The sequence below is a fragment of the Nostoc sp. ChiVER01 genome, from assembly GCF_034531155.1.
Classification (GTDB): domain Bacteria; phylum Cyanobacteriota; class Cyanobacteriia; order Cyanobacteriales; family Nostocaceae; genus Nostoc.
In genome coordinates this window covers 26,597-40,672 of sequence record NZ_JAVRBS010000021.1, presented here as the reverse complement: position 1 = coordinate 40,672, position 14,076 = coordinate 26,597, and the positions used below count along the sequence as shown (strand labels likewise).

General features: G+C 39.0%; 10 protein-coding genes and 1 pseudogene. 2 read left to right on the top strand and 9 right to left on the bottom strand.

What is annotated here, in order from left to right; translation table 11 throughout:
* Positions 1-352 precede the first annotated feature (352 nt).
* Positions 353-1,249, top strand: a complete 897-nt coding sequence (locus RMY00_RS24260; protein WP_322649990.1) for an alpha/beta hydrolase — start codon at positions 353-355, stop codon at positions 1,247-1,249.
* Positions 1,250-1,767: 518 nt separating this feature from the next.
* On the opposite strand, the pseudogene RMY00_RS24255 reads toward RMY00_RS24260, so the two are convergent.
* A pseudogene (locus RMY00_RS24255) lies at positions 1,768-2,355 on the bottom strand (Uma2 family endonuclease).
* Positions 2,356-2,520: 165 nt separating this feature from the next.
* On the opposite strand from RMY00_RS24255, the gene RMY00_RS24250 reads away from it, so the two are divergent.
* Positions 2,521-2,976, top strand: coding sequence for a nuclear transport factor 2 family protein (locus tag RMY00_RS24250; RefSeq protein ID WP_322649989.1), 456 nt, complete (start codon positions 2,521-2,523; stop codon positions 2,974-2,976).
* A gap of 409 nt (positions 2,977-3,385) precedes the next feature.
* On the opposite strand, the gene RMY00_RS24245 is transcribed toward RMY00_RS24250, so the two are convergent.
* From RMY00_RS24245 to RMY00_RS24205, 8 genes are all read right to left on the bottom strand, one after another.
* On the bottom strand, positions 3,386-4,078 hold the full coding sequence (locus tag RMY00_RS24245) for a hypothetical protein (protein ID WP_322649988.1): 693 nt from the start codon (positions 4,076-4,078) through the stop codon (positions 3,386-3,388).
* Between the two features lie 157 nt (positions 4,079-4,235).
* Positions 4,236-4,880 carry a pentapeptide repeat-containing protein gene (locus RMY00_RS24240; RefSeq protein WP_322649987.1) on the bottom strand — a complete coding sequence of 215 codons (645 nt, stop codon included), beginning with the start codon at positions 4,878-4,880 and terminating at the stop codon, positions 4,236-4,238.
* A gap of 312 nt (positions 4,881-5,192) precedes the next feature.
* Complete coding sequence (locus tag RMY00_RS24235) at positions 5,193-6,155, bottom strand: orange carotenoid protein N-terminal domain-containing protein (RefSeq protein WP_322649986.1); 963 nt, start codon at positions 6,153-6,155, stop codon at positions 5,193-5,195.
* A 1,537-nt stretch (positions 6,156-7,692) separates the two neighbouring features.
* Positions 7,693-9,588 (bottom strand): CheR family methyltransferase, encoded by a 1,896-nt coding sequence (locus RMY00_RS24225; protein WP_322649985.1) that lies wholly within the window; start codon positions 9,586-9,588, stop codon positions 7,693-7,695.
* Positions 9,589-9,982: 394 nt separating this feature from the next.
* The gene (locus RMY00_RS24220; RefSeq protein WP_322649984.1) at positions 9,983-10,609 is read right to left on the bottom strand and encodes a chemotaxis protein CheB; all 627 of its coding nucleotides are present in this window, start codon (positions 10,607-10,609) and stop codon (positions 9,983-9,985) included.
* A 138-nt stretch (positions 10,610-10,747) separates the two neighbouring features.
* Entirely contained in the window at positions 10,748-11,617 is an 870-nt protein-coding gene (locus RMY00_RS24215) for a polyphosphate kinase 2 family protein (protein ID WP_322649983.1), read from the bottom strand.
* Positions 11,618-11,810: 193 nt separating this feature from the next.
* The gene (locus RMY00_RS24210; RefSeq protein ID WP_322649982.1) at positions 11,811-12,293 is read right to left on the bottom strand and encodes a hypothetical protein; all 483 of its coding nucleotides are present in this window, start codon (positions 12,291-12,293) and stop codon (positions 11,811-11,813) included.
* Between the two features lie 90 nt (positions 12,294-12,383).
* Positions 12,384-13,670 carry a proton extrusion protein PcxA gene (locus RMY00_RS24205; protein WP_322649981.1) on the bottom strand — a complete coding sequence of 429 codons (1,287 nt, stop codon included), beginning with the start codon at positions 13,668-13,670 and terminating at the stop codon, positions 12,384-12,386.
* Between the last annotated feature and the right edge of the window lie 406 nt (positions 13,671-14,076).

Here is a 14,076-nt window from a genome sequence, read left to right as displayed (position 1 = left end):
ATAATAACAATGAGTGAGGAGTTTGAACTAAATAAGTAAGTATTCTGAGGTGACCAAAGGAGATGCGTTAACTCATCCTACAGCTTCAAGCCGTGGATAAATCTAGTCAAGAAATCATTAGTTATTATTCATTAGTACTTTTTTCACGATTTTCGCTAAGGGGGCACTAATGATTAGTGACTAATGACCAAGACAGCGAGTAGTAATATCATCCGATACATTGAAGGAATAAGCTTATTCACTTACTTTTGTGACGCGGATAAATTATCAAACGCTTTCTCCGTGTACAGGTGTCTACTAGTTTAGTTTATTACTTAAGTTACTTAATTACTACAGTCAACAAAAAGTACTTATGTTTCAACCACAAGGATTTGAACAACGCTCTATAAATACCTCTCTAGGTAGGATGGTATATTATACAGCCACTGGATCGCCTTGGCAGGACAATTTTACAACAAAAGATGATCGGGAAACTTTAGTGTTTCTGCACGCCTTTGGTGGTGGGTCTTCTGCTTATGAGTGGTCAAAAGTATATCCGGCTTTTGCCGCCGAATATCGGGTAATTGCGCCAGATTTAATCGGTTGGGGTAGGTCTGAGCATCCGGCACGGAGTTATAAGATTGAAGATTATTTAACCACGATTCGGGAGTTTTTCGAGCAGACTTGTACCGGGCCAGTAACAGCGATCGCTTCTTCTTTGACCGCAGCCTTTACAATTCGAGTAGCATCAGATCATCCTGATTTATTCAAGTCTTTAATTCTCACTACACCAGCCGGACTTTCCGACTTTGGCGAAGACTACTCTCGTAGCTTTTTCGCCCAGTTAATTAGCGTTCCCTTTGTTGACCGTTTACTTTACAGCACTGGAGTAGCCACCAGTGGAGGTATTCGCAGTTTCTTAGAACAACGGCAATTTGCTCAATCTAATCGAGTGTACCAGGAAATTGTAGATGCTTATTTACAATCTGCCCAACAGCCTAATGCTGAGTATGCAGCACTCTCTTTTGTCCGTGGCGATTTATGCTTTGATTTATCCCTTTACATTCAACAACTGACCACTCCCACCGCCATTATTTGGGGACAAAGATCGGAATTTACAGGCCCCTCAGTTGGTCGCCGCCTTGCCGAAATTAATCCCCAAGCGATCCGATTTTTTCAACAGTTGGAAGATGTGGGGTTAACACCGCAGTTAGAGTTACCAGCAGTGACAATTGGGTTAATCCGCCAATTTTTGCCTTTGCTTAATTAGTGCTTTTTTCAATAATACATCAGTAGGGGCGCATAGATGGCTGTGCGCCCCTACGAGTATCTGTATTATTTATTTCTGTACCTTATCCATGCGGAAAGCGCTATTATTATATGTAGAAAGTATTGCTTCTGCGCTCTTGAAACCATATTACCAAGCCTATACAAATCTGGTGCGTAATACTGATTCGTCTATAAGAGGCATAGACTATATTATAGGAAATTTACGTAAAATTGATTGGACGAATAGGCAAGAAGAAATTTCTAACAATTTCACAGACTGGAAAAATTTGACTTTTAAACATGCTATAGATTGCTTAGATAGCAAATAGCAAGAATAAATAATTGTGAATACGAGAATAGTTTAAAGGCAGATTTAATAACTCGGACATTTATTTGGATTATTGAAAATGGGAAAATCTCTTTCTCGTAAGCTCAATTAGATGCTGCTAAACAGCCTTTGCTACTACTTTGGGAAGAAAGTCGCTTTGAAATGCGTCATGTGTATCCTAATCGATAAAGCTAGATAATTTGCTCTAAATGCAACACAAATCCAGGTAGTACATTTTCTCCTGATAAACTAACAGGATTGTCTAATATCTCTACATCTTTACCTGGACAAGAAATTTCTACTCGCTTGTTTTTTCGGTCGATTAACCAGCCTAATTGAGCGCCATTTTCGATATATTCCTGCATTTTATCTTGCAATTCTTTCAAGGAATCAGTACGAGAACGCAACTCTACTACAAAATCTGGACAAATTGGGGCAAATTTTTCTTGTTGTTCTAGGGTTCAAGCATTCCACCGCTCAATTTTTACCCAAGAAACATCAGGAGAACGTTCTGCACCATTAGGTAAGGTGAAGCCACTTGAGGAGTCAAAACCTTTGCCTAATTTAGTCTGTTTATTCCAGATTCCTAACTCAACAACCATATCAAAGTTACGGTTGCCAGTATCACTACCTGTAGGTGGCATAATTAATAATTCCCCTGATGCTGTACGCTCAAATCGATAATCGCGGTTTTTCTGACACATCTGGAAAAATTGCTCATCAGTCAAGTCAATTTTCAATTTTAGTGTAGAAGGGAAAGTGGTTGTCGTGGTGTTCATAGACTATTGTGACCATCTTAATTTATAGTGTAGTGTTGTGTGGAGAGCGATCGCATGATGAGGTGATGGCGATCGCACTTTACCTAATTAAATAAATTTGTCTACCTATTCGGTGCAGCTTTACCCAAATAGATTTGTTTAGAACCCTTGGGAATAGAAATCCAGATGCTTTGGTTATCTCGATGGCTAGTGTTAGGAATTATATTTGTTAGCTTAACTTTTAGCGCACCTTTATTTGCCAGTCAGTCTATGAACCAAGAAGATATCCAGATATTAATAGAAAAAGCTAAAGATGCATGGGTTGCTCAAGATGTCGATACCCTTGCACAATTGTTTACGGTTGATGGAGAACTAATCGTGCCTGGTCAATGCTGGCGGGGACAAGAAAGAATTCGAGAAGGAGTTACTCATTTTAAACAACAGTACTCAGATGTAAAAATAGTCATCCAACGGATTATTATTGCAGCAAACCAGGCAGCAGTAGAGTGGTACTACGAAGATACGGAAAAGGCGACAGGTCGTCGTAACAAAGCTGATGACGTAATTGTTGTAGATTTTAGGGATGGTCAAATTAGTCGTTGGCGTGAATATTTTGACACACAAACGCCCAATAACAGATAATTGCACTAGCGGTAATAGTCAAAATCTCCTTAATTCAAAACCAATTAAGGAGATTGGAGTGTCAAAATCAATTTGTAAGATAAAAAACACAAGACGTTTACCACCTCAGACCGCTCTGATGAAGAATTTAACCTTCCCTTGGTGCTAATGAAGTGGAGGAAGCGACAAAAACTCCACACCGTCAACGCATTTAATTTACACTGTTCAAACATCTGCGGTCGCTCTCCTTCGATGTTCGATAATGGGTCACAGCGGCATAACACCCATACAGTGTTGTCTGTTTTCATTTATTACAATAGCTAACAGTTGAGTGGAAAACTCCTCCTCTAGGGTAGAAATACTAGCTAGCCAAAAGAGAGAGCTATATTGTTCAAGCTTATCTAAAGTAATGTTTTAATTCTGTATAACTTTAGCTGCTCATTTGACGTCGTTGGGACTGTTCTTGGTTAAACTGCTTTTGTTGTGGTGTTAATTGCTTGTAATCACTTGAAGATTGCATATCCCACTGTAATTCCGCTAGTAACAGTAAACTAACGGTCATAATTAGCCCCGTTGAGAGAAACTGCATGACACCGCAGTAGGGTAAAACTATGATTCCCAGTAAATGAATAAACCCCATCAGAAGAAATGTGCGTGAACGCATTCCTACGCCGGTGCAAAAGTATCCGATAGCGCTTAATCCTAACCATAGTGGACACAGACGGATCAAGACCTCTCCCCATCCCAAAAAAATGCTTAGATCAGTCAGGATTAAACCCGCTAGGATTAAGATCCCCCAGCTATAAACAACCCAGCGTAGCTGTTCTACAGTTGCCCAAAACCAAGTTAAACTTACCATGCCGATCGCACCGAATAAGGTAAGCACTGACCACAAAATCGCCTGACTACTCCAGCTAATGGGTAGAAACTGGGCGGTTACAAAAATCCCGGATGAAATGAGTCCCCAGAGAATAAATGCTTGATCAACGCGAGTATAAAACTTTGAGAAGAGGATGAAATTTCCAATTTGGTAGTTTAGACACAGTAGACCTTGAATATCTTGAAAATCTAGCTCTTGCTGTTTTTCACGGAGGAGCGGCTCAGATAAATTGAAAAAACTCATTGATAATCTATTACTATCGGTAGATGGAAGAAGCTGTTACTCTATCCAAAGAGGTATTGTTATTTAAATATTAACAAGTAAAAAAAGTAGATTTAAAATTGCCTTGAAAAAAGACTGATTTTTAAATTTTGGATTTTTAATGAGACAGCAGCGATAGTTAACCCGCTTCGATTAAGCTTCGTTCAGTTAAGATGACTCCGTTCAATAAGCAGTAGCGCAGATCCACCCCGGTCAAGTCTACTTCCGTGAAATCAACATAACTTAGATCAGTTTTGTACAAAATAGCTTTGGCAAGATTGGTATGACTTAGATATGTATTGCTCAAGTTTGCCCCAGTCAGGTTTGCACTACTAAGATTTGTCCCAGACAAGTTTGCACCAGTAAAGTTGGCATAACGCAAGTCTGCCCCAGCCAAGTTTGCATTACTAAGGTTGGCATAGCGCAAGTCTGCTAAACGCAAATCTGCTTTCGTTAAAGATGCCTTGTGCAAGTCCACTTTTCTAAGAGTTGCCCGTATCAGATTAGCAGCCTTGAGGTTTGCCAAAATCATATTTGCTCCACTGAAGTCGGTTCGCCAGAGAACCGCCGCAGTCAAATTGGCTTCGATCAGGTTTGCTTGGCGCAGGTTGGACTGTGATAAAGCCGCATTAGTCAAGTTAGCTCGATTCAAATTGATTCCAGCTAAACACACCTCGCTGAGGTTAACTAAGTGCAGGCTTACTTCAGGGAAATTTCTCTCTCCTGCACAATAGCGTTTGAGAAGTTCATCAGCATCCATACACCCTGCCTTCCAACTCTCCATTTCTCACCTGAAAATTACAGTATCTAATCGATAATTGCTGAAAATAGCTCTCATTCGGAGATTTTTAATAACTCCGCACTAACCTTAAAACTGTTTAACAATCTTTTACAATATTGCCGATGGTATCGGTTGCTTTCAAGAGCGATCGCACAACGAAAATACCAAATAAGCCCTTTTTTGTTTAAGCATATTGAGTATGACGCTCGATGAGTCGCTACCGCTTCTCTACGAGACGCTACGCGAACGCTAGCGGTGTTGCTCCTTCAAGTTTTTCATAGAGGCACGGCACTGCCGTGCCTCTAAAAGAGTGGTTTATTTACGTACTAGGTTGAGCAGTTCTTTCGGAGAAGCAAGTAAGTCAATCGCTACAAAAAAGATTTTGCCTTGGGGATCTATCAAAAACCGCCATGCAATATTCATCCCAACACTGGCGCCGAACCAAGGGGTTTGCACTTTGCCTGTGACTTTAACTTGTGTATAGCCATCTTCCACTGGCTCAGATATACCACGCTCTGGGATCATCTTTAATCCTTGGCATTCTTCACGCATATAAGCGCGGATTGCATCTTGACCAACAATCGGTCTTTCAAAGGGAGGTTGCAAAGCACCTTCTGAGCGAAACAGAGCAACCGCAGCATCAAAGTCATTGGCATTCATGTTATTGATATAGCCCAACACTGTAGCGTCGTTGATACCTTCAATAGTGACTTTAGTCCGAAATGCTGGTGCTGTGGGTGGAGCCACAGGTTCTGATACTTTTTTGTAACTACCAGGAGCATTCGGGTCGAATCCCATGTTAATTACAGTATTTCGTAGAATGGTGATTTGTTGACCTGAATCAGCATTGCGGATTGCTTGCAACACATCAGCAGCTTTAAGAGAAAGCTTGTAGCCTTCTGGGATAGGAGCAACGATTCCCTGAGCCATCCATTCTCCTAACTGATACCAGAAGCCCAACTTGATGTTCACGGTGAAGGATGCATAGGAACGGCACAGGGGAGTATCAGCACGGTTAGCCAAATCGTACATGACTTGCGTTTGAGCCTCAAAAGGCATCTGTTTAATTTGTTCGAGTAAGCCTTGTGCAAGGATCATGTTAGCTGCTCCTGGAGCGGCAACCGTAATACTTCTACCCATCTCGGTATAGGCAAACCAGAGTAATGCTAGTTGATCTTCAGCATTGAGCTGAGAGAATGATTCAACAACAGTTGGAACAATGTCAGCAACTAGGGTGCCGGGAAAAATACTTTGAGCCGACTGGATGGTAAAAGACATAGCAGATGTTCCCAAAAGAAAATTACAGTTGTATCGAATGTGAAAATCAAATGTGTAAAGACGGAAGGTAAATGCGTCTAGCTGTTAACAAAGGTACTTAGCAGTATTGGCGTAGACATCGCTTTAGCAAAGGCATAGCGATTTTCTTGCCGTTGATGGATACTCGGCAAAGCACATTGCAGGCTTAACTGCATAGTTATCTACAAAACCTTGATCAACAGTGGTTTAACGCATTTAGGTGCTTTTGTATCTTTATGTAAAGAAACATAACAATTTCGTTACAAATAAGCAATACTTTCTCAGTTATTAATCTATAATTTCTGTTTATAAAAAACATAAGTTTTACTTAAAACAGGTTATGCATAATTGGTGGCTTTGTGCGTATTAACTTCCAACAGCGACGCCAAATAGCCTGTCGTAGACATTACACGGCTCTACACGCATCAAATTTTGATAGATAATCTTTAACTGAAGCGATCGCATCTTTTAAAGAAACTAAACCGAGTCTTCTTGTGCGATCGCCCCTGTTCGCGTTCGAGCGTTATAGGCCTTTGTAAACATTGCCTACTTCTTGCACAAATCCAAAATACCCTACTTGCTTAGTACGGCTTTCACTACTTTTCTTTTATGTCAATTATTTGCAAAAACATATTTGCAATAATCTATATTAATTTACAAACAATAAAAAAATGATACAAAATTTCTGTTGATGAAACTCCACAGACAGGGTTTGAGCCTATAGAGAAACACTTTAGATTTACAAATTTTCTTCAGTTGACAAATAAAACAATTTAGAGTCAAACTTATAAAAACTGATTTTAATTATCCTAGAAAATATTTAATTGGCTCACTCGTTTCTAGACCTGATTTCAAAAACTTTAAAATCATTAATGTAAATCAAGCGTGGTTATTGTTTTTCACTGTCGGTCAAGATGACAAAGGGCTGGTTTTTCACTAACCTCTTAATCGTTATTGAGGTAATTGGAATTCTTTGGGTGATTTACTTCAGCCAATTGGGATGATCGAGTTTGTTCATTTTAGTGTGTAGTAACTTCAATTGAGGTCTTGGATTTGAATACCAGGACTTATTTTCGATGCCTATAAAAAACTTTCTTTAGCTTTGGAAAAAGTTTGATGTTGATTGGATTTATGAAGCTTCCCAATTTGTCACGGTATTGTGGATATGTAGGTATAGAAGTAGCACAACTTGTTTCCAAATATCTTGCAGTTCAAAGTAAAACCTATGTAATCCAAAATAGAAGGATATTGATAAATCAACTTTTAAAGTCTGGTCTAGATTCTCATACAGCAAATCGAACTGTTACTGTACTTATATCAAGCCCAATTTTGCAATTAACTAATAAAAATCAGTGTGCAATTAATCGGCGAAATTAACTATACAAGCAAACAAGAGACAAAATCCCATTGTTAAAAGTAGGCAAATCTCGCCACAGTCTAGTAGTAAGTCGGCACAATAAAAGCAAACTTATGTCAAGAGAAATAAACAAGGTTAAAACCCTTTTTCCCCCTGCCTTTTTTAATCCTGCTGCCTTCGTTCTTCCACTCCTTGAATAGAAATTATACTGCTGACGCTTTCCACATCTGCCATCATCAAAACTGCTCCCTGCATTTCGATGCCAAGCAATGGAGTAATCGCCAGGTAACATTTTATTTGCCTACCCCGACGATTGGTAGCATCGAGGATCATTTCTTGAAACTGTTTTTTCCCAGATAGGGAGTCGCGAATGGGCGATCGCAACTGCTCGACGGGTAGCCCAATGTCTAGGCTGAAGATAGACTGTCCTAAAACTTCATCAGTTCGCAAGCCCCATAAATCTTCTACCATGTAATTCCAAATTGATATATTAAAGCTGCCATCAATTACTACTATTCCAGTTTGGAGACTTTTGAGAATAGAGATCAGGAAAACATTAGTACGATTCAGTTCTGTGGTGCGCTCGCTCAACTCGTTATTAATTGTCTGTAATTCTTCATTGGTAGATTGTAATTCTTCATTCATCGTCTCCAATTCTTCGTTAGTAGATTGGAGTTCTTCGTTGGTAGTTTCTAATTCTTCGTTAGTAGATTGGAGTTCTTCGTTGGTAGTTTCTAATTCTTCGTTGGTGGATTGCAGTTCTTCGTTAGTAGTTTCTAATTCCTGTCGGGAGCGTTGCAGCGCCTCTTGGAGTTTAATGTAACGGGTGACATCATGAAAAGCGATGCTTACACCTAAAAAATTGGTGTCGGTGTCTTGCAAAGGCGTAATCCGCACATCCAGATATTGGGTTTCTGTATTGGATAAATAACGCTCTACATTTGTCAGGGTGATGGGGCGGCGTTCATTATAAGCCCGTTCAATTAGCGATCGTAACTCAATTGGCCGATAGGAAAGTTCCAAATCTTGGAAGGGACGAGCTAAATCTCTGAGAGAAAGGGCAAATAAATTCCGCGCTTGCTCATTCACCAGCACCAAAGTTCCATTGTGATCAATGACTACTTGGGCGATTGGGGCTGTGTCAAAACCCATATCTCGCAACCGGAGATGTCGAGACAAACGGCTACTAGATTCGTCATCTACTGAATTTGTCATAATTAAGAGACGATTGCGGATATTAACCGACGATACCTTAGTAAATATCCGGTTTTTTAAGTCTAGTGGCGTAAACAGACTCGAATGCATTAATAGCATCTCCGCTTTTCCCAAAAACAGATAGCCTGCATCAGTTAGTGCAAAATGAAACCGGGCGAGAATTCGTCCTTGAGTCTCAGAATTAAAATACATCATGGTATTGCGGCTAACCAGCAAATCTAAGCGCGAAATGGGTGCATCTTGAAGCAGATCGTGGCGACCAAAAATTACTGAGCGGCGCAAGTCTTGGCGGAAGACATAGCGGTTCCCAACAACCTCAAAGTATTTCTGTCGCAGTTGATCTGGCACAGCCTGAATTTCTTTTGCTGAATACGTAGCAAGACGTGCCTGATTGAGAGCCTCTTCATCTACATCTGTGGCATAGATTTTCACTCGTTGGCGAAATTCCTCTGCTCCCAATATTTCAGCCATCAACATTGCCAGGGTATAAGCTTCTTCCCCAGAAGCACAACCAGCGCTCCAGATGCGGATTTGGTCAGAACTTTTTTTATTTTTAATCAGATTAGGCAACACTTGCTCTGCTAGATATTGCCAAGCTGAGGAATCTCGAAAAAAAGCGGTGACGTTAATTAGGATAGTGTTGAAAAGATAATTGAATTCTTCTGGATCAACTTCTAAGTAGTCTAGATAATCTCCAAAGTTCTCTACGCTCAATGACTGCATTCGCCTGCATACGCGACGCATCAAAGTTGAGCGCTTATAGCCTGTAAAATCGAATCCCCGGCTTTGTCTGAGATAAACTAGTAAATTTTCAAATTCGGGGTCTTTTTCTGGGGAAGTCATAGGGTAGGGGCAGTGGGCTGGGGGCAAATGAGTGGAGTTATGAACTGCGTCTGCGAGTATCAAAGACTCATTAAAGAAGTTCTAAGCCTCATTAATGAGTATTAAAGGCTCATTAATGAGTATCAAAGGCTCATTAAAGGAGTTCTAAGCCTCATTAATGACGTTAATTTAAAACTTGCACCAGTCCCAACAACTGCCTCAGAATTAGTTCTGAGGCTTATGGCTAAAGTCTTCCAAAGAAGACTGAATAAGGAAGGATTGGAGTCCACGCCTAGTAAACTTACGCTACTAGCCAGAGAATTTATTCCTAGTGGGAAAGTGGCAGGTGCAAGATATAACTTAAACTATGTTGACACCAAGTTGCATTTTAAAATATATTCTTCAGCCCCTCAGCTTAGTAAAATTCTCCCATGACTAAAGTTACTAGGGTGCTGGAAATTTCATCGAGGGGGAGAATAAAATCTACGTTGCCAGTTTGAATTGCGGCGGAAGGCATCCCAGAAAATTCGGCGGTTTTTGTGTCTTGAACAATGATGATACCGCCCATTTTCTTAATCGCTTCTACTCCCATCGCGCCGTCACTACCCGTTCCAGTTAGCACAACACCGATGGCTCTATTTTTATAAGTGGCTGCAACCGATTTAAATAATAGGTCAGCCGAGGGACGTAAAAAATGTACTGATTCCGACTGTGATAAGGAAAGAGTGCCATCACCGTTAACCAACAAGTGATGATTAGGTGGAGCAATGTAAGCCGTTCCTGGGGTAAGGCAATCTCCCTCTTGTGCCTGTTTGACTTTAATAGCCGTGCGCCGACTGAGAATTTCTGCCATGAACGACGGATGTTCGGGTGCGAGGTGTTGCACAATAGCGATCGCGGCTGTAAATTCTGGAGGTAGAGTCGATAACACTTTAATTAAAGCAGTTAAACCTCCTGCGGAGGCTGCGATCGCCACAATATCAAAGGCAGCATTATGAAAGTGAGGTAGATGATTTTTGGCATTTTCTGCCATCTGAGTCATGATTTTTTGGCTGTCACTATTCAGACAAATTTCTTTGATTACAAAAATTATTAATAAATTTAAAGATAAATTTTAAATTTAAATCCATTACACAGTATATTTATGTTACTTTTACCTTTTTTTTATTAAATAGATAACTCAATCCTCCTGTTCTAAAATGCGTTTTGCCTGTAAAAGTTGCTGTTTATGTTCCTCACTAACTGTTGGGTATTGCAGATTTAGTTCTTCTAATTTTGTGCAGATGATATTGGCAACAGTCAGTCGTGTAAACCATTTGCGATCGGCTGGAATAATATACCACGGGGCCCATTTAGTACTAGTATTATTAAAAACTTCTTCATAAGCATTCATATAATCATCCCAAAAAGCTCGTTCTCGGGCATCGCTATCTGAAAACTTCCAATTTTTTTCAGGAAAATCAATCCGTTGTAAGAAGCGTTTCTTCTGCTCTGCTTTTGAAACATTGAGAAAAAACTTCAGGACAATAATACCATTATTTACCAAATATTTTTCAAAGTTATTAATTTCTTTAAAACGCTGCTTCCATATTTTATTCCCTTCAGGTAAGTGGGGAAGTTGTTGTTTTTTCAGCATTTCTGGATGGACGCGAACTACTAGCACTTCTTCATAGTATGAACGGTTGAATATTCCAATTCGACCTCTTTCTGGTAAAGCCTTAGTTGTTCGCCACAGATAGTCATGGTCTAATTCTTCCGCACTGGGCCCCTTGAAACTAAACACCTGAAATCCTTGCGGATTTACACCAGAGGTCACATGTTTAATTGTGCTATCTTTACCAGCAGCATCCATTGCCTGAAAAATAATCAACAAGGAATATGTATTTTGAGCGTAGAGAATATTTTGGTAATTTGCTAATCGTTCAATATCTGCCTGTAATTTAGTTGCAGCATCAGCTTTTTCATGAAACTCAGTCTTATAGGCTGGATCATAGTTTTTTTTCAGAGAAATCTTTGAACCTGGTGGAACAATGAAAGCATCGTGATTCATAAGTTTTAACCAATTCTGAGAGTTTAAGTCCCTCTTCAATCATCGGCAAGCTTTGTGATTCTTTCTAAATTCCTGTTATAAAACTTAATGACATAGGCGTACCCCTATTCTCAAGCAAAATAGGTGCAGTGTCAGTCTGTAACACGCTACGCGAACCCGTAGGCTGTTACGAATTACTTTTACTCAGCACTTGCTATTTTGATTTCCGTCGCCTTGGCATAGGACGCATCGCTTCACGTCCCAACATAAACATCCCTGCAACACCCAAACTGACAAACCAAACATATTGATACCAGTACTGCCGAATTTGCTCACCCGCCCTGAGTTCTGGACGCAACGTGTTTAAGTACAGCAGCAGTACTAATATCATTAGCGCCCCAAAACCAACAAAGCTTAAGCCAATACCAATTCGTGCATGTCGCAGTTCAAAATCACTAATATTGTCTAGGTCAATTTCTGCCAATTCCTTAAAAGAATCGTCTGCCAAAGATGACGCCGCATGGAATTTATTGCTCAGTTTTGGTGGCAAAATCAGCGACAGTGTTGCTACGGTTGGGCGGCGTAGCAAAGCCTCAGTATCTCGCAGCAATTCTAACGGCTTACGGCTAGTAGTTGGTTGAGCAAAATCTATGTTGTCTGTAGGAGTTGGGGCATTAGCTTTGCTTTCAAAATCCATAGTACACTTTAGAAGAACCAGGATATACATAGCCTAGCGAATCAAGAGACAAATACGCCAAAATAATTACGAATTACGAATTAGCAATTATCAATTACCCTCGTCCATCTCTTTTAATGTAGCTAATGCCGACGGAGATAAGCGACTCAGATAACTAAATATCCAGTATTTAAAGATAGTGTTTAAAATTACCGGAAATGTAGCAATAAAGAAAAATACTATGGTTTTATTGCCCGGTAGCCCTAAATGTTCTGCTAATCCTTCAAGAATAACCTCCCACCCTTCTGGTGAGTGAAATCCTACAAATAAATCTGTAGAGAGAATGATTAAAAAAGCCTTAGCACTATCACTTAGTCCATAAACAATATTATCTAGAAAAGATTTTACAAGCACAATTTCTTTTTTGCTTATGATGATAATTATACTAAAAGAAATTAGTGATATTAAATCAGCGAATACATTACTAATAACACTATTCTGTTTTATGTGAAATTCCTCAGCTATCTCAATGGCTCTATCTTTTATCTTTTCTGTTATTGCTTCTGAAGAAATTGGTGGTGCTTGATTTAGAAAATATTCAAACTTTAAGATTTGTTGATAATGATGTAATTCATGGAGAGCTTCTTTTTCCATATCAGAATTTAGAAAAACTTGATTTATACTGATTTCTCTGTTTTTTTCTAATATGGGATATACTAAAAAGTTTTTAGATAATTGTTGGGTTAAAAATGGTACAATAATTAACGTTAATATAAATCTAATAGAAATTTTTGTTCTATTTTTAGAAAGTCGGTGATTTCTAATAAACTCTTCTTCGGTCTGCGGTACAAAATCTATTTTGATTCTATTCAGTTTTTGACCCATAGACCTCGATAGTAATCTAGCTTGTTGATATGGAGGTTGAGGTTGGGTCTGATTAAGATTAGATGATAACTGTTTGTTGACTTCGCTCTGGTTAACCTGTAGTGGTTGAGAAATTGAGATTAACGCATTGTTGCTAATTATTTCATCTTTTACAGCGTACCTCTCTACAACTTCATCAATAATTTTGAGATTTTCTAACAATACAGAATTGGAGAGATTTAAAATTTTGCGACTAAGACGAAACTCTATAAGTCTTAATTTGATAATAGTTAAATTCTTATCGAGGTATCCTTGCCAATAAGACATCACATTTTCAGTATAATTTACTGATTGTGAAGATATTTTTTTGCCGTCAAAATGTTCTATTTCAATGTTTTTAATTCTCTGAGCGGCTTGTTGAGCTTCTAAGAGTGCCCTTTCTGGTGTATCTAAAAACCAAACGTTAAGCGATCGCAAATAATCTTTAAGATTTTGGCGAAATAAATTTGCTGTTCTGCCGAAGGGGTTTTTCATTATATATGATTCTCTATATAATGCGTATAATAGTTATATAAACATTAAAAAAGGGTAACATCTAGTTTAAAATCTTATTAATCATTAACCATAAATATATTAGATAACTTTATTATTTTGAGTGTAGACGTATTTAGAGGATTAGGTACATGGAAGGGGCGATTTTCTATAATTTTAAATCGACTCGGATCGCCATTATCGGTAAAGACTAGTGTGACATGAATACAAAATTACACTTTACAGCTTAATATAGCAAGCTTTGTAGAGACTTAGCCTGTTAAGATTTTTTAGCCTTATTTAGAAATATTGTCAAAAAACTAAAATATATCTTGAGTTAGTTTCAGTTAACTTGTCTAACAATTCAGAAGGCAGAAGTACAAGGGCAGAGGGCAGAAGGAACCCACCC

What these genes read in the sequence shown, in the direction of transcription:
- RMY00_RS24260 (WP_322649990.1), top strand. Translation starts at nt 353, where the DNA reads ATGTTTCAACCACAAGGATTTGAACAACGCTCTATAAATACCTCTCTA.
- RMY00_RS24250 (WP_322649989.1), top strand. Translation starts at nt 2,521, where the DNA reads ATGCTTTGGTTATCTCGATGGCTAGTGTTAGGAATTATATTTGTTAGC.
- RMY00_RS24245 (WP_322649988.1), bottom strand. Translation starts at nt 4,078, where the DNA reads ATGAGTTTTTTCAATTTATCTGAGCCGCTCCTCCGTGAAAAACAGCAA.
- RMY00_RS24240 (WP_322649987.1), bottom strand. Translation starts at nt 4,880, where the DNA reads ATGGAGAGTTGGAAGGCAGGGTGTATGGATGCTGATGAACTTCTCAAA.
- RMY00_RS24235 (WP_322649986.1), bottom strand. Translation starts at nt 6,155, where the DNA reads ATGTCTTTTACCATCCAGTCGGCTCAAAGTATTTTTCCCGGCACCCTA.
- RMY00_RS24225 (WP_322649985.1), bottom strand. Translation starts at nt 9,588, where the DNA reads ATGACTTCCCCAGAAAAAGACCCCGAATTTGAAAATTTACTAGTTTAT.
- RMY00_RS24220 (WP_322649984.1), bottom strand. Translation starts at nt 10,609, where the DNA reads ATGACTCAGATGGCAGAAAATGCCAAAAATCATCTACCTCACTTTCAT.
- RMY00_RS24215 (WP_322649983.1), bottom strand. Translation starts at nt 11,617, where the DNA reads ATGAATCACGATGCTTTCATTGTTCCACCAGGTTCAAAGATTTCTCTG.
- RMY00_RS24210 (WP_322649982.1), bottom strand. Translation starts at nt 12,293, where the DNA reads ATGGATTTTGAAAGCAAAGCTAATGCCCCAACTCCTACAGACAACATA.
- RMY00_RS24205 (WP_322649981.1), bottom strand. Translation starts at nt 13,670, where the DNA reads ATGAAAAACCCCTTCGGCAGAACAGCAAATTTATTTCGCCAAAATCTT.